This window comes from Pseudomonas sp. 300 (assembly GCF_055803035.1).
Window position 1 is genome coordinate 1,166,886 of the sequence record NZ_JAVLRV010000001.1, and the last position, 21,045, is coordinate 1,187,930.

Annotated in this window: 21 protein-coding genes and 1 pseudogene; 14 read left to right on the forward strand and 8 right to left on the reverse strand. The window is 59.9% G+C overall.

What is annotated here, in order from left to right; genetic code table 11:
• The 5 genes from Q7W83_RS05335 to Q7W83_RS05355 all read right to left on the reverse strand — a co-directional run.
• Nucleotides 1-599, reverse strand: a 599-nt coding sequence (locus Q7W83_RS05335) for a lysoplasmalogenase (protein ID WP_473655762.1), incomplete at its 3' end; no start/stop codon positions are given.
• Between the two features lie 2 nt (nt 600-601).
• Nucleotides 602-994, reverse strand: coding sequence for a protease inhibitor I42 family protein (locus Q7W83_RS05340; protein WP_150633808.1), 393 nt, complete (start codon nt 992-994; stop codon nt 602-604).
• A gap of 215 nt (nt 995-1,209) precedes the next feature.
• Nucleotides 1,210-3,627, reverse strand: a complete 2,418-nt coding sequence (gene lon / locus Q7W83_RS05345) for an endopeptidase La (protein WP_150633807.1) — start codon at nt 3,625-3,627, stop codon at nt 1,210-1,212.
• Between the two features lie 207 nt (nt 3,628-3,834).
• Complete coding sequence (locus Q7W83_RS05350) at nt 3,835-4,338, reverse strand: L,D-transpeptidase family protein (RefSeq protein ID WP_150633806.1); 504 nt, start codon at nt 4,336-4,338, stop codon at nt 3,835-3,837.
• Between the two features lie 51 nt (nt 4,339-4,389).
• A complete protein-coding gene (locus tag Q7W83_RS05355; RefSeq protein WP_150633805.1) occupies nt 4,390-4,941 on the reverse strand; it encodes an NUDIX hydrolase in 552 nt (183 codons plus the stop codon).
• A gap of 146 nt (nt 4,942-5,087) precedes the next feature.
• Here Q7W83_RS05355 and Q7W83_RS05360 point away from each other — a divergent pair, with 146 nt between their 5' ends.
• The 5 genes from Q7W83_RS05360 (at nt 5,088) to purT (ending at nt 8,370) form a co-directional block, all read left to right on the forward strand.
• Nucleotides 5,088-5,687 (forward strand): CoA pyrophosphatase, encoded by a 600-nt coding sequence (locus tag Q7W83_RS05360; RefSeq protein ID WP_008042385.1) that lies wholly within the window; start codon nt 5,088-5,090, stop codon nt 5,685-5,687.
• A 54-nt stretch (nt 5,688-5,741) separates the two neighbouring features.
• The gene (locus Q7W83_RS05365; protein WP_150633804.1) at nt 5,742-6,266 is read left to right on the forward strand and encodes a gamma carbonic anhydrase family protein; all 525 of its coding nucleotides are present in this window, start codon (nt 5,742-5,744) and stop codon (nt 6,264-6,266) included.
• Complete coding sequence (locus Q7W83_RS05370) at nt 6,263-6,478, forward strand: DUF1289 domain-containing protein (RefSeq protein ID WP_150633803.1); 216 nt, start codon at nt 6,263-6,265, stop codon at nt 6,476-6,478. The genes Q7W83_RS05365 and Q7W83_RS05370 overlap by 4 nt, the downstream gene beginning before the upstream one ends.
• Nucleotides 6,479-6,620: 142 nt before the next feature.
• Nucleotides 6,621-7,088, forward strand: coding sequence for a 7-cyano-7-deazaguanine/7-aminomethyl-7-deazaguanine transporter (locus tag Q7W83_RS05375; RefSeq protein WP_150633802.1), 468 nt, complete (start codon nt 6,621-6,623; stop codon nt 7,086-7,088).
• A 100-nt stretch (nt 7,089-7,188) separates the two neighbouring features.
• Complete coding sequence (gene purT, locus Q7W83_RS05380; RefSeq protein WP_150633801.1) at nt 7,189-8,370, forward strand: formate-dependent phosphoribosylglycinamide formyltransferase; 1,182 nt, start codon at nt 7,189-7,191, stop codon at nt 8,368-8,370.
• Between the two features lie 113 nt (nt 8,371-8,483).
• Here purT and Q7W83_RS05385 read toward each other — a convergent pair whose 3' ends face one another.
• From Q7W83_RS05385 to Q7W83_RS05395, 3 genes are all read right to left on the reverse strand, one after another.
• Nucleotides 8,484-9,800, reverse strand: a complete 1,317-nt coding sequence (locus tag Q7W83_RS05385; RefSeq protein WP_150633800.1) for an MFS transporter — start codon at nt 9,798-9,800, stop codon at nt 8,484-8,486.
• A gap of 201 nt (nt 9,801-10,001) precedes the next feature.
• On the reverse strand, nt 10,002-11,237 hold the full coding sequence (locus Q7W83_RS05390; RefSeq protein ID WP_150638935.1) for a transporter associated domain-containing protein: 1,236 nt from the start codon (nt 11,235-11,237) through the stop codon (nt 10,002-10,004).
• Between the two features lie 12 nt (nt 11,238-11,249).
• On the reverse strand, nt 11,250-12,062 hold the full coding sequence (locus Q7W83_RS05395) for a cytochrome C assembly family protein (RefSeq protein WP_150633798.1): 813 nt from the start codon (nt 12,060-12,062) through the stop codon (nt 11,250-11,252).
• 195 nt (nt 12,063-12,257) lie between these two features.
• On the opposite strand from Q7W83_RS05395, the pseudogene ffh reads away from it, so the two are divergent.
• The 9 genes and pseudogenes from ffh to thrC all read left to right on the forward strand — a co-directional run bounded on the left by ffh (nt 12,258) and on the right by thrC (nt 20,728).
• Nucleotides 12,258-13,635: pseudogene (gene ffh / locus Q7W83_RS05400) on the forward strand (signal recognition particle protein).
• 250 nt (nt 13,636-13,885) lie between these two features.
• Nucleotides 13,886-14,137 carry a 30S ribosomal protein S16 gene (gene rpsP, locus Q7W83_RS05405; protein WP_010463010.1) on the forward strand — a complete coding sequence of 84 codons (252 nt, stop codon included), beginning with the start codon at nt 13,886-13,888 and terminating at the stop codon, nt 14,135-14,137.
• Nucleotides 14,138-14,142: 5 nt separating this feature from the next.
• Entirely contained in the window at nt 14,143-14,679 is a 537-nt protein-coding gene (gene rimM / locus Q7W83_RS05410; RefSeq protein WP_150633796.1) for a ribosome maturation factor RimM, read from the forward strand.
• Nucleotides 14,661-15,434: a tRNA (guanosine(37)-N1)-methyltransferase TrmD gene (gene trmD, locus Q7W83_RS05415; RefSeq protein ID WP_173860472.1), complete on the forward strand. Its 774-nt coding sequence runs from the start codon at nt 14,661-14,663 to the stop codon at nt 15,432-15,434. The genes rimM and trmD overlap by 19 nt, the downstream gene beginning before the upstream one ends.
• A gap of 45 nt (nt 15,435-15,479) precedes the next feature.
• Complete coding sequence (gene rplS, locus Q7W83_RS05420) at nt 15,480-15,830, forward strand: 50S ribosomal protein L19 (protein ID WP_003175895.1); 351 nt, start codon at nt 15,480-15,482, stop codon at nt 15,828-15,830.
• 100 nt (nt 15,831-15,930) lie between these two features.
• Nucleotides 15,931-16,827 (forward strand): site-specific tyrosine recombinase XerD, encoded by an 897-nt coding sequence (gene xerD, locus Q7W83_RS05425; RefSeq protein WP_150638934.1) that lies wholly within the window; start codon nt 15,931-15,933, stop codon nt 16,825-16,827.
• A 255-nt stretch (nt 16,828-17,082) separates the two neighbouring features.
• A complete protein-coding gene (gene dsbC / locus Q7W83_RS05430; protein ID WP_017340265.1) occupies nt 17,083-17,814 on the forward strand; it encodes a bifunctional protein-disulfide isomerase/oxidoreductase DsbC in 732 nt (243 codons plus the stop codon).
• Nucleotides 17,815-17,948: 134 nt separating this feature from the next.
• A complete protein-coding gene (locus tag Q7W83_RS05435; RefSeq protein ID WP_027924910.1) occupies nt 17,949-19,253 on the forward strand; it encodes a homoserine dehydrogenase in 1,305 nt (434 codons plus the stop codon).
• Nucleotides 19,254-19,318: 65 nt separating this feature from the next.
• A complete protein-coding gene (thrC, locus tag Q7W83_RS05440; RefSeq protein WP_008025609.1) occupies nt 19,319-20,728 on the forward strand; it encodes a threonine synthase in 1,410 nt (469 codons plus the stop codon).
• Nucleotides 20,729-21,045 lie beyond the last annotated feature (317 nt).

A 21,045-nucleotide genomic window follows, 5' to 3' on the forward strand; every position in this document is an offset into this window, starting at 1 on the left:
CCCCATTGCCCCAGCCAGTAACTGAGGATGATCACGTAAGGCGCGGCATGAAACGGTGCAACAAACCGGTTGATGCCAATCACGCTGTCCGAGAACACAAACGCCAACGCGCCGCCCGCCGCCAGCAGCGCCGAGCGTTTCGGCACATCGGTACCCAAGCGAGCCAGTGCGCGCCAAAGCATCGCGCTGATGGCCAGGCCGTAGACGATCACCGGGATCAGCAGCGGACCTAAACCATTGGCAATCAAAATCCCCAGCAGCAACGCACCAACGCCCAGCGCGAGGATCAATGGCAGCACCGCCAATCGCCGGCAATCGCTCACATACGCTTTCAAGTAGGCGAGGTGCGCGACCAAAAACGCCCCGAGGCCGAACACGAACAAATCCCCCGGCCACGCGAGCAACACATCGCCCAGCAGGGAGAAAATCAATCCAAGGCTGATCCAGCGTCGATATTCGCTGGGCGGCGCGTCGTGCAGCCAGCCGAGCAGGGCCAACACGGGCAACGGTTTGACCAGCAGGCAGAGCAGCGCGGCGTGCACGCTCAGGCCGTAAAGAAAGGTCACCGCGCCCATCAGCGCCAGAATCAGCCAGCCCACGATCAGTTAACCGAGATCGCGCAATCGAAAGTTTCGACCGGCAACACTTCCGGTGCCCACGGCTGTTGCGAGGTCAGGCGCAAGCGTCCGGAACCGGCGGCGAACGCCTGAAAGCGCCAGGTCGATACGCCGGCCGCACCCACGACACCGGCATCTTCCGGGTTGCGATAAACCTCCGGCCCCAGAGAGCGCAATACGCCACCGGCCGAATCCTGGATCGCCCAGCGGTAACCTGTGGTCGGGTTGCTCGGCAGGGTCAGGATCAGGTTTTGCCCACTGGTGAGTTTCACCGGGCATTCGCTTTGTTTTTCCACGGTCACGTTGTGTTTCGGTTGCGTGGCGCAGGCGGCCAGCAAGGCGAGGGCGAGGGGGACAAACAGGCGGGTGGGGGACATGAGGTCAGCGGCTCCGGCATTCACGACGAACGGCGAGCATAACCGAGATGAGACAAAGTGTGACAGGTTCAGAAATGGGGGGGCGTCAGTAATGACGCCATCGCTAGCAGGCTAGCTGCCACAGGGGTTTGCAGTGAACACAAAATTTGTGAACACCACCGAACCTTGTGGGAGCTAGCTGCTAGCGATAGCGGTAGAACGGCGCTAAGTGACCGTCAGAACAAAATCTTCGCCACATCCGCAAAACGCTTGGCGAAATGCACGGTAATCCCTTCCTTCAGGTAATCCGGCAGCTCATCAAAGCTTCCACGGTTGGGCTCGGGCAAGATCAATTCAAAAATCTTCTGCCGCCGCGCCGCAATCACCTTCTCGCGCACCCCGCCAATCGGCAGGACATGCCCGGTAAGGGTCAGCTCGCCGGTCATGGCTACGCCTTTCTTCGGCGGCTGATTGCGTGCAAGCGAGAGCAAGGCACTGGCCATGGTCACGCCGGCGCTCGGGCCGTCTTTCGGAGTGGCGCCTTCCGGGACGTGCAGGTGCACAAAGGCTTCGTCGAAGAACTTCGGATCCCCGCCAAACGACTTCAGATTCGAGCTGACGTAGCTGTAGGCAATTTCCGCCGACTCTTTCATCACATCGCCCAATTGCCCGGTGAGTTTGAAGCCCCGGTTCAGCGTGTGAATCCGCGTCGCTTCGATCGGCAACGTCGCGCCGCCCATGCTGGTCCAGGCCAGGCCGGTGATCACGCCGGTGCCGGACAGTACTTGTTCGTTGCGGAACACTGGGTGCCCCAATGAAGCTTCAAGGTCCTTAGGCGCAATTTTGATCACCGCTTTCGGCTCGTCGATCAACTTCACCACGGCTTTGCGCACCAGTTTGCCCAGTTGTTTTTCCAACTGGCGCACCCCGGCTTCACGGGCGTAACCGTCGATCAACGCCTTCAATGCACTGTCGCTGATGCTCAGGCTGCCTTTCGATACGCCCGCTTTCTCAAGCTGCTTGGGCCACAAGTGGCGCTTGGCGATCGCAATTTTTTCTTCGGTGATGTAACCCGACAGGCGAATCACTTCCATCCGGTCCAGCAACGGGCCGGGGATTGAATCGAGGGTGTTGGCGGTGCACACAAACAGCACTTTCGACAAATCCAGGCGCAGGTCCAGGTAGTGGTCGAGGAATTCGACGTTCTGTTCCGGGTCGAGGGTTTCCAGCAGCGCCGAGGCCGGGTCGCCCTGGTAGCTTTGGCCCATCTTGTCGATCTCGTCGAGCATGATCACCGGGTTCATCACTTCGACGTCTTTCAACGCCTGCACGAGTTTGCCCGGTTGCGCGCCGATGTAGGTGCGACGGTGGCCCTTGATTTCGGCTTCGTCGCGCATGCCGCCGAGGCTGAAACGGTAGAACGGTCGGCCGAGGGATTCGGCGATGGATTTGCCGACGCTGGTTTTACCCACGCCCGGCGGACCGACCAGCAGCACGATGGAACCACTGATTTCACCTTTATAGGCGCCCACCGCGAGGAATTCGAGGATGCGGTCCTTGATGTCGTCGAGGCCTGCGTGGTGCTTGTCCAACACCTTGCGCGCGTGTTTGAGGTCGAGTTTGTCCTCGCCATACACGCCCCACGGCACCGAGGTCGCCCAGTCGAGGTAGTTGCGGGTGACCGCGTACTCCGGTGAACCGGTTTCGAGGATCGACAGTTTGTTCATTTCCTCCTCGATGCGTTTCTGCGCCTGTGCCGACAAGACCTTGCCTTCCAGGCGTTGCTCGAACTGCTCGATGTCGGCGCTGCGGTCGTCCTTGGTCAGGCCCAGCTCTTGCTGGATGACCTTCAGTTGTTCCTTGAGGAAGAACTCGCGCTGATGTTCGCCAATCTTGCGGTTAACTTCGGCGGAAATTTCTTTCTGCAGGCGCGCAACTTCGACTTCCTTGCGCAGCATCGGCAGGACTTTTTCCATGCGCTTGAGCATCGGCACGCAGTCGAGCACTTCCTGCAACTCGCTGCCCGTGGCCGAGGTCAGGGCGGCGGCGAAGTCGGTCAGCGGCGACGGGTCGTTGGGGCTGAAGCGGTTGAGGTAGTTTTTCAGCTCTTCGCTGTACAGCGGGTTGAGCGGCAGCAGCTCCTTGATCGCGTTGATCAGCGCCATGCCGTAGGCCTTGACCTCATCGGTCGGCTCGGTCGGCTGGTGCGGGTATTCGACTTCCACCAGGTACGGCGGGCGATGATGCTTGAGCCAGGTGCGGATGCGCACGCGAGTCAGGCCCTGGGCGACGAACTGCAGCTTGCCGTTTTCGCGGCTGGCGTGATGCACCTTGACCAGCGTGCCGTAGAGCGGCAGGGCCGAGGTATCGAAATGGCGCGGGTCTTCCTGGGGCGTGTCCATGTAGAACAGGGCCAGGGAGTGATGATCGGACTTGCTGACCAGATCCAGTGTTTCAGCCCACGGTTCTTCATTGACGATCACCGGCAACACTTGGGCCGGGAAGAACGGGCGGTTGTGGATCGGGATGATGTAAACCTTGTCCGGCAGGTTCTGGCCAGGCAGGGCGAGGCCTTTTCCGGTGGAGTGATGCTCGGCGTTCTCGGGGTCGGCGTATTCGCTGGGGTCTTCGGGGAATTCTTGCTGGTCGCTCATGGGGCACCTGCGCAATGGGGTATGGGTCTTAGATGGGGCAGGTGGGGGGTGGTTTCAATGGCAGGAGGGATTTCGTGATGTGTGTTCAGGTTCTGGACAGCTGCGCATCGCTAAGTGCTGGCTCCTCTGGAGCCGCAGAGGGCACGTAAATGAAAAAACCCGCTGGACCGGTAATGGTCAGCGGGCTTTTTGAGAAATATCGGCGGTTTAAGGGCGGATTTCGATCATCGTGCCGTCCGGCACCAAACCCCACACTTCGCGCATGTCCATGTTGCGCATGGCGATGCAGCCGTCGGTCCAGTCCAGAGTGTGGAACAGGTCTTCGGGGTTTTCTTCGGTGTCCGGCGTACCGTGGATCATGATCATGCCGCCGGGCTCGACGCCTTCGCGCCGGGCGCGTGCGGAGTCGCTGATGTTCGGGTAGGAGATGTGCATCGCCAGGTTGAATTTATCGCTGACCTTGCGCCAGTCCAGCCAATAGAAACCTTCCGGCGTACGCTTGTCGCCTTCCATCAGCTTCGGCCCCTTGGGGCGTTTGCCCAGGGAGATGCGATAGGTCTTGATCGGCTTGCCGTCGTTGATCAATTGCAATTGATGGGCGGATTTGAGCACCAGAACTTTTTCGATGACTTTGCCGTTCAGGGTTTCCGCAACGGAAGCCTGTGACAGAGCGACGAACGACAAGCAAAACACGGCAAGCAACCAGCGCATTGAAACGATATCCCTGAGAGGTGTCGCGGCTATTTTATTTATAGATGTTTTTTAGGTGATGGCAGGCTGAGCAAGCGGTGGGATCGACTCGGATCGCACGGGGTAGACCTCGGTCCGTCGGTCAGCGAAGAAGCATTCTAAGGTACGGCCCACCGTGCGGAAAGCCAGGTCGGACCACGGGATGTCGGCTTCGTCGAAAAGTGCCACTTCCAGGCTCTCGGGACCGGCGGAAAAATTCAGGTCAACCAGTTCGGCACGGAAGAACACATGCACCTGACTGATGTGCGGCACATCGATCAATGTATAGATGCTCAGGTTGCGCACCCGCGCGCAGGCTTCTTCGGCGGTCTCGCGAATGGCCGCCTGCTCGATGGTTTCACCGTTTTCCATGAAACCGGCGGGCAGGGTCCAGTAACCGAGCCGTGGCTCGATGGCGCGTCGGCACAGCAACACTTTCGAGCCCCAGGTTGCCACGCAGCCAGCGACGATATTGGGGTTCTGGTAGTGAATCGCCTGACAGCTGTCGCAGACAAAACGCAGACGCGAATCGCCTTCGGGAATGCGCTGGGTGACCGGGTTGCCGCACTGACTGCAAAATTTCATGCTTGGGTTCCTGAATGCTGCGCCTATCTTGGCGTGCGGCGGTGTCTGTCGGCAAGTTGTCGTTTAGCGACACACAACAGTTCGGGGCTTGGGCGGTCGGTGTGATTGGTGCATGATGCGAGGTAGCGAATAAATCGAGAAGACTCATGCTGGACGAGCTACTGCATCGAGTAAGCAACCACACCCCACGCACACTGGAAACCGACAAGCGTTTCCCGGAGGCCGCGGTTCTGGTGCCCATCACTCGCAGTGATGAACCGGAACTGGTTCTGACCCTGCGGGCCAGCGGGCTCTCGACCCATGGCGGCGAAGTGGCCTTCCCCGGCGGACGCCGCGACCCGGAAGACCCGGACCTGATTTTCACCGCGCTACGTGAGGCCGAAGAAGAAATCGGCTTGCCGCCGGGACTGGTCGAAGTGATCGGGCCGTTGAGCCCGCTGATTTCCCTGCATGGCATCAAGGTCACGCCTTATGTCGGCGTGATTCCGGATTTTGTCGAGTACCTGGCCAACGACGCCGAGATCGCTGCGGTGTTCAGCGTTCCCCTGGAGTTCTTTCGCAAGGACCCGCGTGAACATACCCATCGCATCGATTACCAGGGACGCAGCTGGTATGTGCCGAGTTATCGTTACGGCGAATACAAGATCTGGGGCCTGACGGCGATCATGATCGTCGAGTTGATCAACCTGCTCTATGACGCCAAAATTAGCCTGCACCAGCCGCCCAAGAGTTTTATCAACACCTGAAGCCATCGTTTGTATGGCGTTAAGCCGCGGCTGCCTGAGCCTGAGGACAACACGATGAAATACCGCCTGGGCGACGCCCGCGTCGAGACCCATCCACAGAGCTGGGTCGCCCCCAACGCCGTGCTGGTGGGCAAGGTCAAACTGGAAGAGGGCGCCAACGTCTGGTTCAACGCCGTGTTGCGTGGCGACAACGAGTTGATCCTGATCGGCAAGAACAGCAACGTCCAGGACGGCACCGTGATGCACACCGACATGGGCTACCCGCTGACCATCGGCACCGGCGTAACCATCGGCCACAACGCCATGCTGCATGGCTGCACCGTCGGCGATTACAGCCTGATCGGCATTAACGCGGTGATTCTCAACGGCGCGAAAATCGGCAAGAACTGCATCATCGGCGCCAACTCGCTGATCGGCGAAGGCAAGGAGATTCCGGACGGTTCGCTGGTCATGGGCTCGCCGGGCAAAGTAGTGCGCGAGCTCACCGAGGTGCAGAAGAAAATGCTCGAGGCCAGCGCTGCGCACTATGTGCATAACTCGCAACGATATGCTCGCGATCTGGCAGAGCAGGAACAATGAGCACGCCCGAACGTCCGGTGCTATCGCCTTGCGTGAACATCTGTGCGCTGGATGATGATGATATTTGCACCGGGTGTCAGCGCACGGTGCAGGAGATCACGGGCTGGAGCCGGATGGACAACGAAGAGCGCCGCAAGGTATTGGGTTTGTGCCATGAGCGGGCCAAATCGAGCGGGTTGATCTGGATGATCGGCGCCAAATCCGATCACTGAGGTGCGCCCCCTGTAGGAGCGAACTCGCGAAAAACCAGAGGGCGCCTCGGCATCCGGCTTATCGCATAATCGTTCACGACTATCGCGAGCAAGCTCGCTCCTCCACGTATTACCCACTCATTACCAGGTCTCGCCAATCTCCATGCTCTTCCTGATCGCCTACATCAGCAGCGTCGTGCTGATCAACTACGCCTTTTCCACCGCCCCGCACCTGGACATCATCTGGTCCGCCTGGGGCGGTTTGGTCTTCGTCCTGCGCGATATGGTGCAAGTCCGCTTCGGCCACGGGGCAATCGTGGCGATGCTGGCGGCGCTGGTGCTGTCCTATGTCACGTCCGATCCGTCCATCGCGCTGGCCAGCGCCACGGCGTTCGCGGTCTCCGAGTGCATCGACTGGCTGGTGTTCAGCATCACCAAGCGCCCGCTGCACGACCGCCTGTGGATAAGTTCGGCCCTGAGCATTCCGCTCGATACCTTCATCTTCTTCGGCATGATCGACGCCTTCACGCCGGCCGTGATTCTCACCGCCATGGGCTCGAAGTTCGCTGGCGTGACCGTCGTGTGGCTGATCATGGCGTGGCGCTTGCGCAAACAGGCCGTCACCGGCTGAAGCCAAACCTTCAGGTTCATGTAAAATGCCGCGCTTTCTCCCCATGGGAAGCGTGCCAGGCACAGCGACCCTCGATGATCCGCTCCTTTGAGGACCTGAGATGACCCGTATCGGAACTCCATTGTCGCCAACCGCGACCCGCGTATTGATGTGTGGCTGTGGTGAGTTGGGCAAGGAAGTGGTGATCGAGCTGCAACGCCTGGGCGTTGAAGTGATTGCCGTCGACCGTTACGCCAACGCGCCGGCCATGCAAGTCGCGCATCGCAGCCACGTGATCAACATGCTCGACGGCGCCGCCCTGCGTGCGGTGATCGAAGCCGAAAAACCGCACTTCATCGTGCCGGAAATCGAAGCCATCGCCACCGCGACCCTGGTCGAACTGGAAGCCGAAGGCTTCACCGTGATCCCGACCGCGCGCGCCGCGCAACTGACCATGAACCGTGAAGGCATCCGTCGCCTGGCCGCTGAAGAGCTGGACCTGCCGACCTCGCCGTACCACTTTGCCGACACCTTTGAGGATTACAGCAAAGCCGTTCAGGACCTGGGTTTCCCGTGTGTGGTCAAGCCTGTCATGAGCTCGTCGGGCAAGGGCCAGAGCCTGCTGCGCAGCATCGATGACGTGAAAGCCGCGTGGGATTACGCGCAAGAAGGCGGCCGTGCCGGTAAAGGTCGGGTAATCGTCGAGGGCTTCATCGACTTCGACTACGAAATCACCCTGCTGACCGTGCGACACGTCGGCGGCACCACGTTCTGCGCGCCGGTCGGTCACCGTCAGGAGAAGGGCGACTACCAGGAATCCTGGCAGCCACAAGCCATGAGCCCGATTGCCCTGGCTGAGTCCGAGCGCGTGGCCAAAGCGGTCACCGAAGCCTTGGGTGGCCGTGGTCTGTTTGGCGTTGAATTGTTCATCAAAGGCGATCAGGTGTGGTTCAGCGAAGTCTCGCCGCGTCCGCACGACACCGGCCTGGTGACCCTGATTTCGCAGGACCTGTCACAGTTCGCCCTGCACGCGCGGGCCATTCTGGGGCTGCCGATTCCATTGATCCGTCAGTTTGGGCCTTCGGCTTCGGCGGTGATTCTGGTGGAAGGGCAGTCGACCCAGACGGCTTTCGCCAATCTCGGCGCTGCATTGAGCGAACCGGACACGGCATTGCGTCTGTTCGGCAAGCCAGAAGTGAATGGTCAGCGCCGGATGGGTGTGGCGCTGGCGCGGGATGAGTCGATCGAGGCTGCTCGCGCTAAAGCGACCCGTGCTTCTCAGGCTGTTGTTGTAGAGCTTTAAACCGAGGTGCGGCAATCGCTAGCAGGCTAGCTCCCACATGGAAAATTGGTGTACACAAATCTGTGACCAGCCAATAACCCTGTGGGAGCCAGCCTGCTGGCGATGCTTCTGATTCAGGCAATCCGATTCAAATCGTTATTACGCGTCTCTTTCAGGCACAACACCGCAATCAAACTCAGCACCGCCGCCCCCGACACATACCCGCCGACATAACTCAAACCCCCCATCGCCACGAGCTTCTGCGCAAAGAACGGCGCCGCCGAGGCTCCGACAATGCCGCCCAGGTTGTAGGCCGCTGACGCGCCGGTATAGCGCACGTGTGTCGGAAACAGCTCCGGCAGTAGCGCACCCATCGGGGCAAACGTTACGCCCATCAGAAACAGCTCGATGCACAGGAACAGCGCCACACCCCAGGTCGAGCCTTGGGTCAGTAGCGGTTCCATCAAGAACCCGGAGAGAATTGCCAGAACGCCCCCGATGATCAGCACCGGTTTGCGCCCGTAACGGTCACTGGCCCAGGCCGACAACGGCGTCGCAGCGGCCATGAACAGCACGGCGAAGCACAGCAGTGCGAGGAAGGTTTCACGGGTGTAACCCAGCGTCGACACGCCATAACTCAGTGAAAACACCGTCGAAATGTAGAACAGCGCGTAGCACACCACCATCGAACCGGCGCCCAGCAACATGGGCGCCCAATACTGGCTGAACAGCTCGACCAGCGGGATCTTCACTCGCTCCTGACGGGCCATGGCATTGGCGAATACCGGGGTTTCGTGCAGCTTCAGGCGCACGTACAGGCCGACCATCACCAGCGCGGCGCTGAGCAGGAACGGAATCCGCCAGCCCCACGAGCGGAACTGTTCGTCGTTCAGCGTCATCGCTAGTGTCAGGAATAACCCGTTGGCGGCGAGAAAGCCGATCGAAGGGCCGAGCTGCGGGAACATGCCGAACCAGGCGCGTTTGCCCTTGGGCGCGTTCTCCGTCGCCAGCAATGCTGCGCCGCCCCATTCACCGCCCAATCCCAAACCCTGGCCGAAGCGCAGCACGCAGAGCAGGATCGGTGCCCAGGCTCCGATGCTGTCATAACCCGGCAGCACGCCGATCAGCGTGGTGCACACGCCCATCAGCAGCAAGGAGGCGACCAGGGTCGATTTGCGCCCGATGCGGTCACCGAAGTGGCCGAACAGTGCCGAGCCCAGTGGCCTGGCGAGGAACGCGATGCCGAACGTGAGAAACGCCGAGAGCATCTGGGCCGTGCCGGAGGTCTGCGGAAAGAACACCGGCCCGATCACCAGTGCCGCGGCAGTGGCATACACGTAGAAGTCGTAGAACTCGATGGCGGTGCCGATGAAACTCGCGGTCGCCACGCGGGTAGCGGAGTTCGTCGGTTGTGCAGGCGTGGTTTCGGTATAAGTCGTGCTGGTCGTCATGCGGTAATCCCTGACAGTCATGTGCCCCAGTGGAGCGAATTATTATGGTCGAACACCCAGGGATGTGGGTTTGATGCGGGGTGCGGGTAGCACGGGGGTGGGGCGGGGCTTGGGTAAGCTGGATCGATTATAGGAAGGTGGCTAACGATCAAACAAGGGCCAGAGGCGGGTGATGGCTTTCAGAGCGAGGGATGTCAGGGGTCAGATAACCACTGGAACTGAGCTGGTATGCCAGATCAAAACCCGAGTGACGCGGTTGTCTTCGGTCTCCAGAATCTCCAGTCGGTAACGCCCGATCTTCAGGCACACCGCGCTGTCCGGAATCGTCTCCAGCGCCTCGGTCACCAGCCCGTTAAGGGTTTTCGGTCCATCACTGGGTAAGTGCCAGCCGAGGCTTTTGTTCAGGTCGCGAATCGATGCCGCACCATCGATCACCAGGCGTCCATCGGCCTGCGGATGAATGTGCGGGTTGTCCAGGCTGTGCTGGCTTTCGAATTCACCGACGATTTCTTCGAGGATGTCTTCCAGCGTGACGATGCCGAGCACCTCGCCGTACTCGTCTACCACCATGCCCAGGCGCCGCTGCTGTTTGTGGAAGTTCAGCAGTTGCAGCTGCAGCGGCGTGCTTTCAGGTACGAAATACGGGTCGTGGCACGCGGCCAGCAGTGCTTCGCGAGTGAGTTGGCCATCGGGCAGCAGGTGGCGGATCTGCCGGGTGTTGAGCACCGCCTCGACCTGATTGATGTCGCTGTGGAAAACCGGCAGGCGCGTGCGCCGATTGGCCCGCAGCTGTTCGAGGATCTCTTCTATCGAGTCGTCGAGGTTGATCCCGTCAACGTCACTGCGCGGCACCAGAATGTCGTTGACCGTGATGTTGTCCAGTGCATGGATGCCGGCCAGCGCGTGCGGGCGACAGATCGGGCTTTGCGGGTCGTCGTGGCGATCTTTCGGCGTCTCGTCCTCGCTCTGCTGCACCACTTTGGCTTTGCGGGCGAACGGTCGCATCAGTAACTGGCTGATGCCATTGAGCAGCCAGGCGGCGGGGTAGATGATTTTCAGCGGCGCACCGAGCAGGGTGTTGCCCAGCGCCAGGACCGCGTCGGGGTAGCGAACGGCAAGGGTGCGCGGCAGGTAGTCGGCAAACACCAGCAGCATCGCGCCGGCCCCCAGGCAAGCGACCCATGGACCGTTCTCGGCCCACGTGAAAATCGCCAGCAAGGTGCAGATGACCACCACCAGCGCGCGACACAGGGTGTTGCAGAAAATCAGGCTGTTGAGCGCAAAACTCAGCTTCGCCACCGGTTTGTCGCTTGAGCGCGAGGCGGTGCGCTGGGCCAGCAAGTGTTGCTGTGCGGCTTCGATGGCGGTGAACAGCCCCGACCATAAAATCAGCAGGGCTACTACGGCGAGCATCGGCCCTATGGGCAAGTCGTCCATTAATACCGCCCGTCAGATGTGCAGGATGTATTCACGGACCAGCTTGCTGCCGAAATACGCGAGCATCAACAGGCAGAAACCGGCGAGGGTCCAGCGAATGGCCTTGTGTCCGCGCCAGCCGAGGCGGTTGCGGCCCCAGAGCAGCACGCTGAAGACGATCCAGGCCAGGCACGCCAGCAAGGTTTTATGCACCAGATGCTGGGCGAACAGATTGTCGACGAACAACCAGCCAGAGATCAGCGACAGCGACAGCAAGGTCCAGCCGGCCCAGAGGAAACCGAACAGCAGGCTTTCCATGGTCTGCAGCGGCGGGAAATTCTTGATCAGCCCGGACGGATGCTTGTGTTTGAGTTGATGGTCCTGAACCAGCAGCAGCAAGGCCTGGAACACCGCGATGGTGAACATGCCGTAAGCCAGGATCGACAACAGGATGTGCGCAAGGATGCCCGGCTCTTCGTCGATGATCTGTACCGTCCCGGCCGGGGCGAACTGTGCCAGCAGCACGGTCGCAGCGCCCAGCGGGAACAGCAATATCAGCAGGTTTTCCACCGGGATCCGCGAGCAGGCCAGCAGGGTCAAGGCAATGACCGCTGCGGCGATCAGGCTGGCAGCGCTGAAAAAGTCCAGGCCCAGGCCGATCGGCGTCAGCAGATGGGTGAACAGGCTGGCGCTGTGAGCCAGCACGGCGAGCACGCCGAGCGTGACCAGCAGGCGTTTGTTCGCCTTGGCGCCGATGGCCAGGCGAGTGCCCTGATAAATGGTCGCAGCGGCGTATAAGCAGGCGGCGGCGAGAGTGGTAAGCAAACTGGGTGATAAGGGGAGCATAAATCCTGTTAGGCAAGCCCGAAAGGCGCTGAGTTTGGCATAGAACCCACACACCACGAAAGTGCGAGGTGTCCGCCAGTCGCAGTCTTCGCTATAATCCGCGACCTGCCCACGCCGCAGGCTCGCCGAGCACATGTTGATTCCGGTCTGGGCCGCCATTATCCCGGTCTACACAGGGCCTGAAAGGATCGCGCAATGTTTGAAAACTTAACCGACCGTCTCTCGCAGACGCTGCGCCATGTCACCGGCAAGGCCAAGCTGACCGAGGACAACATCAAAGACACCCTGCGCGAAGTGCGCATGGCGTTGCTCGAAGCCGACGTCGCCTTGCCGGTGGTGAAAGACTTCGTCAATTCGGTCAAGGAACGCGCCGTTGGCACCGAGGTGTCGCGCAGCCTGACGCCGGGCCAGGCCTTCGTGAAGATCGTCCAGGCCGAACTCGAAAGCCTGATGGGCGCAGCCAACGAAGACCTGAACCTGAGCGCCGTTCCGCCCGCCGTCGTATTGATGGCCGGTTTGCAGGGCGCGGGTAAAACCACCACCGCCGGCAAACTTGCGCGCTTCCTTAAAGAGCGCAAGAAGAAGTCGGTGATGGTCGTGTCCGCGGACGTTTACCGTCCGGCGGCGATCAAGCAGCTGGAAATGCTCGCGGGTGAAGTCGGCGTGACCTTCTTCCCGTCCGACCTGAGCCAGAAGCCGGTCGAGATCGCGCAAGCGGCTATTAAAGAAGCAAAACTGAAATTCATCGACGTGGTCATCGTCGATACCGCCGGTCGTCTGCACATCGACGAAGAGATGATGGGCGAGATCAAGGCGCTGCACGCTGCGATCAACCCGGTCGAAACCCTGTTCGTGGTCGACGCCATGACCGGCCAGGACGCCGCCAACACGGCCAAGGCCTTTGGCGATGCACTGCCGCTGACCGGTGTGATCCTGACCAAGGTCGACGGCGATGCCCGTGGCGGTGCCGCGTTGTCGGTGCGTGCCATCACCGGCAAGCCGATCAAGTTCATCGGTATGGGCGAGAAGAGCGAAGCGCTCGAGCCGTTCCACCCTGAGCGTATCGCGTCACGCATCCTCGGCATGGGCGACGTTCTCAGCCTGATCGAACAGGCCGAAGCGACCCTCGACAAGGACAAAGCCGACAAGCTTGCTAAAAAGTTGAAGAAGGGCAAGGGCTTCGACCTCGAAGACTTCCGTGATCAGCTGCAACAGATGAAGAACATGGGCGGCCTCGGCGGCCTCATGGATAAACTGCCGAACATCGGCGGCGTGAACCTGGCGCAAATGGGTAACGCCCAGGGCGCGGCAGAGAAACAATTCAAGCAGATGGAAGCCATCATCAATTCCATGACCCCGGCCGAGCGCCGCGACCCTGAGCTGATCAGCGGTTCGCGCAAACGCCGGATCGCCATGGGTTCCGGCACGCAAGTGCAGGACATCGGTCGCTTGATCAAGCAGCACAAGCAGATGCAGAAGATGATGAAGAAATTCTCCGCAAAAGGCGGAATGGCCAAAACTGATGCGCGGCATGGGCGGTATGTTGCCCGGCGGTGGCATGCCGAAAATGTAAAGAATCCGCGCCGTCAGTCATGTCGGCGCAGACCCACAGTGATGTGGGATCAACAGCAAACCCGCACTTGGCGGGAGCTGACTGGCCGTTTTCAACGACGGCTCTATAGCAAATCTGCATGGCGTCCGATAGGCCGCCGGAAAAAGACATTTGCAAAAGTCCGGATATTCCTTAGAATATGCGGCCTTTCGGGCACCTATGCCCGCTGTGCCTTTAGATTTGCAGCACCGACTACAGGAACGATGTTCACATGCTAACAATCCGTCTTGCCCTTGGCGGCTCCAAAAAGCGCCCGTTTTACCACTTGACCGTAACCGACAGCCGCAACCCGCGCGACGGTTCGCACAAGGAACAGGTTGGTTTCTTCAACCCTGTTGCTCGTGGTCAAGAAGTCCGTCTGTCCGTGAACCAAGAGCGCGTAGCCTACTGGCTGAGCGTTGGTGCACAGCCTTCTGAGCGTGTTGCTCAGTTGTTGAAGGATGCTTCTAAGGCTGCGGCCTGAGCAATATGAACGCGACGCCAGCTGTTGCTGATGATTTGATCGTTATCGGCAAGATTTATTCTGTCCATGGCGTTCGCGGCGAAGTGAAGGTTTATTCCTTTACTGATCCGACTGAAAACCTGTTGCAGTACAAAACCTGGACGCTCAAGCGCGAAGGCAATGTCAAACAGGTCGAGCTGGTCAGCGGACGCGGGAACGACAAGTTCCTGGTCGCAAAGCTCAAGGGTCTTGATGATCGTGAAGAAGCTCGTCTTCTGGCCGGTTATGAGATCTGCGTGCCGCGCAACCTGTTCCCTGAATTGACCGACGGCGAGTACTACTGGTACCAGCTGGAAGGTCTGAAGGTCATTGATCAACTGGGGCAATTGCTCGGGAAAATCGATCATCTTCTGGAAACCGGCGCCAATGATGTAATGGTGGTCAAGCCTTGCGTTGGCAGCCTGGATGATCGCGAACGCCTGTTGCCCTATACGGAGCAATGTGTGTTGGCAGTCGACCTCGCAGCAGGCGAGATGAAGGTGGAATGGGATGCGGACTTCTAAGCGTGGCTAATTTGCGCGTAGAAGTGATCAGTTTGTTTCCCGAGATGTTCTCCGCCATCAGCGAGTACGGCATCACCAGTCGGGCGGTGAAACAGGGGCTGTTGCAGCTCACCTGTTGGAACCCGCGAGACTACACGACGGATCGACATCACACTGTGGATGATCGCCCATTTGGCGGTGGTCCGGGCATGGTGATGAAGATCAAGCCCCTGGAAGATGCTCTGGTTCAGGCCAAGGCAGCAGCCGGGGAGGCGGCGAAGGTGATTTACCTGTCCCCCCAAGGCCGTCAACTGACTCAGTCGGCGGTACGCGAGTTGGCGAATCTGGATGCATTGATCCTGATTGCCGGCCGCTATGAAGGCATTGACGAGCGTTTTATTGATGCTCATGTCGATGAAGAGTGGTCGATTGGCGACTATGTACTGTCTGGCGGCGAGCTGCCGGCGATGGTCCTGATCGATGCGGTTACACGACTGCTGCCTGGAGCTTTAGGGCATGCGGACTCCGCCGAGGAAGATTCCTTTACGGATGGTTTGCTGGATTGCCCGCACTACACCCGACCGGAGGTGTATGCGGATCAGCGTGTTCCCGACGTATTGCTAAGTGGCAATCACGCGCACATCCGGCGTTGGCGTTTACAGCAGTCCCTTGGTAGGACCTTTGAACGACGCGCCGATCTTCTGGAAAGCCGCTCGCTTTCTGGAGAAGAGAAGAAGCTGCTCGAGGAATACATCCGCGAGCGGGACGATAGTTAACAACGTATCGATGGTAAGTCCGTTGATTTACCTTAGGAGCACAGCATGACTAACAAAATCATCCTTGCACTCGAAGCAGAGCAGATGACCAAAGAGATCCCTACCTTTGCCCCGGGCGACACCATTGTCGTTCAGGTGAAAGTGAAGGAAGGCGACCGTTCGCGTCTGCAAGCGTTCGAAGGTGTTGTTATCGCCAAGCGTAACCGCGGCGTAAACAGTGCTTTCACCGTTCGTAAAATCTCCAACGGTGTTGGCGTAGAGCGTACTTTCCAGACCTACAGCCCGCAAATCGACAGCATGGCCGTTAAACGTCGCGGTGACGTACGTAAAGCCAAGCTGTACTACCTGCGTGACCTGTCTGGTAAAGCAGCTCGCATCAAGGAAAAACTGGCTTAAGTCCAGCTTCCGATGCAGAAAAAAGCAGCCTACGGGCTGCTTTTTGTGTTGCCTGCGATTTATCTTCCATGGCCGTACTGCCGGTCTTGCCTGAGCCTTTATGCCCGCCATCGATCATCCTTTGATAGACCAGTTTCTCGACGCGCTATGGCTGGAGAAAGGTCTTTCCGATAACACCCGCGATGCCTATCGCAGCGACCTGGCCCTGTTCAACGGCTGGCTGCAGGAGAAGGGCCTGGAGTTGATCAATGCCGGCCGCGAGTTGATCCTCGATCACCTGGCCTGGCGCCTGGAGCAGAACTACAAGCCCCGTTCCACTGCGCGATTTCTTTCGGGTGTGCGTGGCTTTTATCGCTATCTGTTGCGGGAAAAGTTGATCGCGGTCGATCCGACGTTACGCGTCGATATGCCTCAACTCGGTAGGCCGCTGCCAAAATCCTTGTCGGAAGCCGATGTGGAAGCGCTGCTGAAGGCGCCGGATCTGAGTGATGCGATCGGCCAGCGTGACCGCGCCATGCTCGAAGTGCTTTACGCCTGCGGCCTGCGGGTGACGGAATTGATCAGCCTGACGCTGGAGCAGGTCAACCTGCGTCAGGGCGTGCTGCGGGTGATGGGCAAGGGCAGCAAGGAGCGGCTGGTGCCAATGGGCGAGGAGGCGATTGTCTGGGTCGAGCGTTATATGCGCGATGGCCGCCAAGAGCTGCTCGGCGGACGTCCCAGCGATGTCATGTTCCCCAGTCAGCGCGGCGAGCAGATGACGCGCCAGACGTTCTGGCACCGCATCAAGCATCAGGCCAAGGTCGCCGGGATCGGCAAGTCGCTGTCGCCGCACACCTTGCGTCACGCCTTCGCCACGCACCTGCTCAACCACGGCGCCGATTTGCGGGTGGTGCAGATGCTGCTCGGCCACAGCGATCTGTCGACCACTCAGATCTACACCCACGTCGCCCGGGCGCGCTTGCAAGACCTGCACGCCAAACATCACCCGCGCGGTTGATCACAATCCCTATGGGAGCGAGCCTGCTCGCGATTGCGGTGTATCAGTTAAAGATGTGTCCACTGACACACCGCAATCGCGAGCAGGCTCGCTCCCACACTTGATCTGCGCAGGTCAGAATGTCCTGCGTCACCCGCATTCGGCCCCACCGGCCTTATGTGGTAGGCTTTGCCGGTTTGCACGATGGGCGGTTGTGACCCGGTGTTTCGGCACGGGCGTTCTGATCGTCCCATTTGTCCGCCTTCAGGAGTTCTCATGCGTCTGACCCAGATTTTCGCCGCCGCAGCCATTGCGTTGGTCAGCACCTTTGCCGTCGCCGATGACGCGGCCGACAAAGCCATCCGTAAAAGCCTGGAAACCCTCCAGCTCGAAGTGCCGGTAGAAAGCATTTCCGCCAGTCCGCTGCCGGGCTTGTATGAAGTCAAACTGCAGGGCAGCCGCGTGCTCTATGCCAGCGCCGATGGCCAGTACGTCGTTCAGGGCTACATGTTTCAGCTCAAGGACGGCAAGCCGGTCAACCTGACCGAGAAAACCGAACGCCTGGGCGTTTCCAAGCTGGTCAACGCTATTCCGGTCGCGGAAACCGTGGTCTACCCGGCTATCGGCGAAACCAAATCGCACATCACCGTGTTCACCGACACCACCTGCCCGTACTGCCACAAACTGCACGCCGAAGTGCCTGAGCTGAACAAGCGCGGCATCGAAGTGCGTTACGTCGCGTTCCCGCGCCAGGGCCTGGGCTCGCCGGGTGACGAACAGTTGCAAGCGGTCTGGTGCTCCAAGGACAAGAAAGCCGCCATGGACAAAATGGTCGATGGCAAGGAAATCAAGGCCGCCAAGTGCGATAACCCGGTTTCCAAACAGTTCGCCCTCGGCCAGTCGATTGGCGTGAACGGTACACCGGCCATCGTTTTGGCCGACGGTCAGGTCATTCCGGGCTACCAGCCTGCGCCACAAGTCGCCAAACTGGCGCTGGGCGCGAAGTAAATTCGCATCGTCACGGCCAGCCTTTGACGATCATGGTCCGGCGGCAACATGTGCCGGGCCATTAATAGAGAGCCGCGAGCATGCGGCTGTTTTCACGGCCGGCCTTGAGTCGGCCGTTTTATGGGGAGTTCACAGTGAAACCGGTCAAAGTAGGCATCTGTGGGTTAGGGACCGTCGGTGGCGGTACCTTCAACGTACTTCAGCGCAACGCCGAGGAAATTGCTCGTCGTGCCGGGCGTGGAATCGAAGTGGCACAAATTGCCATGCGCACGCCAAAGCCTCAGTTCCAAACGACCGGTATTGCGATTACCAACGATGTCTTCGAAGTGGCCACGAACCCTGAGATCGACATCGTTATAGAGCTGATGGGCGGCTACACCGTTGCCCGCGAGCTGGTACTCAAGGCCATCGAGAATGGCAAGCATGTGGTCACCGCGAACAAGGCACTGATTGCCGTTCACGGTAATGAAATTTTCGCCAAGGCTCGCGAGAAAGGCGTGATCGTGGCGTTCGAAGCGGCCGTGGCCGGTGGCATTCCGGTGATCAAGGCGATCCGTGAAGGCCTGTCCGCCAACCGTATCAACTGGGTCGCCGGCATCATCAACGGCACCGGCAACTTCATCCTCACCGAGATGCGCGAGAAGGGGCGCACCTTCGAAGACGTGCTCGCCGAGGCGCAGGCCCTGGGTTACGCCGAAGCCGATCCGACCTTCGACGTTGAAGGCATCGACGCGGCCCACAAGCTGACGATCCTGGCCTCCATCGCGTTCGGCATTCCGCTGCAATTCGACAAGGCTTACACCGAAGGCATCACCAAGCTGACCACGGCTGACGTGAACTACGCCGAAGCGCTGGGCTATCGCATCAAGCACTTGGGCGTGGCGCGCAGCACTGCCGCTGGCATCGAGTTGCGCGTGCACCCGACGCTGATCCCGGCTGATCGTCTGATCGCCAACGTCAACGGCGTGATGAACGCTGTGATGGTCAACGGTGACGCTGCCGGTTCGACCTTGTTCTACGGCGCCGGTGCCGGCATGGAGCCGACCGCTTCGTCGGTGATCGCCGACCTGGTGGACGTGGTTCGCGCCATGACTTCCGATCCGGAAAACCGTGTGCCGCACCTGGCCTTCCAGCCGGATTCGCTGTCGGCGCATCCGATCCTGCCGATCGAAGCCTGTGAAAGCGCCTACTACCTGCGCATTCAGGCCAAGGACCATCCGGGCGTGCTGGCTCAGGTCGCGAGCATCCTGTCGGAACGCGGCATCAACATCGAATCGATCATGCAGAAAGAAGTCGAAGAGCATGACGGTCTGGTGCCGATGATCCTGCTGACGCACCGTGTGCTGGAACAGCACATGAACGACGCGATCGCCGCCCTCGAAGCCCTGACAGGCGTGGTCGGTCCGGTCGTACGGATCCGCGTCGAGCACCTGAACTAAGCCGTTATCGTTCACCGGGCCCGCGAGCGGGTCCGGCTTGCGAACACTGTCCATTGGAGTCAGTCATGCGTTATATCAGTACCCGCGGCCAGGCACCGGCCCTGAATTTCGAAGACGTCCTGCTGGCCGGTCTGGCCACTGACGGCGGTCTGTACGTCCCGGAAAACCTGCCTCGTTTCACCCAGGAAGAAATCGCTTCCTGGGCCGGCCTGCCGTATCACGAGCTGGCTTTCCGGGTGATGCGCCCGTTTGTCACCGGCAGCATTCCCGATGCCGATTTCAAAAAGATTCTCGAAGAGACTTACGGCGTGTTCTCGCACAACGCCGTCGCACCGCTGCGTCAGTTGAACGGCAACGAATGGGTGCTGGAGCTGTTTCACGGCCCGACCCTGGCGTTCAAGGACTTCGCCCTGCAACTGCTCGGTCGTTTGCTCGACTACGTGCTGGAAAAACGCGGTGAGCGCGTGGTGATCGTTGGCGCTACGTCCGGTGACACCGGTTCGGCCGCCATCGAAGGCTGCAAGCACTGCGAAAACGTCGACATCTTCATCCTGCACCCGCACAACCGTGTGTCCGAAGTGCAGCGTCGCCAGATGACCACCATCTTCGGCGAGAACATCCACAACATCGCCATCGAAGGCAACTTCGATGACTGCCAGGAAATGGTCAAGGCGAGCTTCGCCGACCAGAGCTTCCTCAAGGGCACGCGCCTGGTGGCGGTGAACTCAATCAACTGGGCGCGGATCATGGCCCAGATCGTTTACTACTTCCATGCTGCCTTGCAGCTGGGCGGCCCGGCGCGTTCGGTGTCGTTCTCGGTGCCGACCGGCAACTTCGGCGACATCTTCGCCGGTTACCTGGCGCGCAACATGGGTCTGCCAATCAATCAGTTGATCGTCGCCACTAACCGCAATGACATCCTGCACCGCTTCATGAGTGGCAACCAGTACGTCAAGGAAACCCTGCACGCCACGTTGTCGCCGTCGATGGACATCATGGTGTCGTCGAACTTCGAGCGTCTGCTGTTTGACCTGCACGGTCGTAATGGCGCGGCGATTGCCGGGTTGATGGATTCGTTCAAACAGGGCGGTGGTTTCAGCGTTGAACAAGAGCGTTGGACCGAAGCGCGCAAGCTGTTCGATTCCCTGGCTGTGGATGATGCGCAAACCTGCGAAACCATCGCCGAGGTTTACGAGCAGACGGGCGAGTTGCTGGATCCGCACACGGCGATCGGCGTGAAGGCTGCGCGTGAATGCCGTCGCAGTCTGGATATTCCGATGGTGATCCTTGGCACTGCTCACCCGGTCAAATTCCCGGATGCGGTGGAGAAGGCGGGTGTGGGCAAGGCGCTGGAGTTGCCTGTTCACCTGGCTGATCTGTTTGAGCGGGATGAGCGGTGCACCGTGTTGCCGAATGACTTGAAGGCTGTTCAGGCGTTTGTCAGTCAGCATGGGAATCGTGGGAAGCCGTTGTAATCGGATAGATCGATTGGGGGCATATCCGTTGCTGCAGTAACGGCTGCTGGCGGTTTCGCCCTTACGGCGAGTCACTTGGAAGAGCCCCAAGTAACCAAGGGCTCTTGCCCCTTTCGTTCGGTGCCTCGCTAAGGCTCGGCATGCCCTCGTTCTGGTCCTGCTCCGTGGGCCCGCCGCCATCGGCCATCCATGGCCGGGGGCGGCTACCGCGGCATCCCTGCCGCGGTGCCCACTACGCAGAACCTCCACTCGGCCTCTCGAGGGGGCGACTACCGCAACAGCACCGCGAGGCGGCCTACTGGCCGGCCTGTCTCTTC

Bases quoted from the DNA above. Each gene is read 5' to 3' on its own strand.
- Q7W83_RS05340 (WP_150633808.1), bottom strand. From the start codon at position 994: ATGTCCCCCACCCGCCTGTTTGTCCCCCTCGCCCTCGCCTTGCTGGCC.
- lon (WP_150633807.1), bottom strand. From the start codon at position 3,627: ATGAGCGACCAGCAAGAATTCCCCGAAGACCCCAGCGAATACGCCGAC.
- Q7W83_RS05350 (WP_150633806.1), bottom strand. From the start codon at position 4,338: ATGCGCTGGTTGCTTGCCGTGTTTTGCTTGTCGTTCGTCGCTCTGTCA.
- Q7W83_RS05355 (WP_150633805.1), bottom strand. From the start codon at position 4,941: ATGAAATTTTGCAGTCAGTGCGGCAACCCGGTCACCCAGCGCATTCCC.
- Q7W83_RS05360 (WP_008042385.1), top strand. From the start codon at position 5,088: ATGCTGGACGAGCTACTGCATCGAGTAAGCAACCACACCCCACGCACA.
- Q7W83_RS05365 (WP_150633804.1), top strand. From the start codon at position 5,742: ATGAAATACCGCCTGGGCGACGCCCGCGTCGAGACCCATCCACAGAGC.
- Q7W83_RS05370 (WP_150633803.1), top strand. From the start codon at position 6,263: ATGAGCACGCCCGAACGTCCGGTGCTATCGCCTTGCGTGAACATCTGT.
- Q7W83_RS05375 (WP_150633802.1), top strand. From the start codon at position 6,621: ATGCTCTTCCTGATCGCCTACATCAGCAGCGTCGTGCTGATCAACTAC.
- purT (WP_150633801.1), top strand. From the start codon at position 7,189: ATGACCCGTATCGGAACTCCATTGTCGCCAACCGCGACCCGCGTATTG.
- Q7W83_RS05385 (WP_150633800.1), bottom strand. From the start codon at position 9,800: ATGACGACCAGCACGACTTATACCGAAACCACGCCTGCACAACCGACG.
- Q7W83_RS05390 (WP_150638935.1), bottom strand. From the start codon at position 11,237: ATGGACGACTTGCCCATAGGGCCGATGCTCGCCGTAGTAGCCCTGCTG.
- Q7W83_RS05395 (WP_150633798.1), bottom strand. From the start codon at position 12,062: ATGCTCCCCTTATCACCCAGTTTGCTTACCACTCTCGCCGCCGCCTGC.
- rpsP (WP_010463010.1), top strand. From the start codon at position 13,886: ATGCTAACAATCCGTCTTGCCCTTGGCGGCTCCAAAAAGCGCCCGTTT.
- rimM (WP_150633796.1), top strand. From the start codon at position 14,143: ATGAACGCGACGCCAGCTGTTGCTGATGATTTGATCGTTATCGGCAAG.
- trmD (WP_173860472.1), top strand. From the start codon at position 14,661: ATGGGATGCGGACTTCTAAGCGTGGCTAATTTGCGCGTAGAAGTGATC.
- rplS (WP_003175895.1), top strand. From the start codon at position 15,480: ATGACTAACAAAATCATCCTTGCACTCGAAGCAGAGCAGATGACCAAA.
- xerD (WP_150638934.1), top strand. From the start codon at position 15,931: ATGCCCGCCATCGATCATCCTTTGATAGACCAGTTTCTCGACGCGCTA.
- dsbC (WP_017340265.1), top strand. From the start codon at position 17,083: ATGCGTCTGACCCAGATTTTCGCCGCCGCAGCCATTGCGTTGGTCAGC.
- thrC (WP_008025609.1), top strand. From the start codon at position 19,319: ATGCGTTATATCAGTACCCGCGGCCAGGCACCGGCCCTGAATTTCGAA.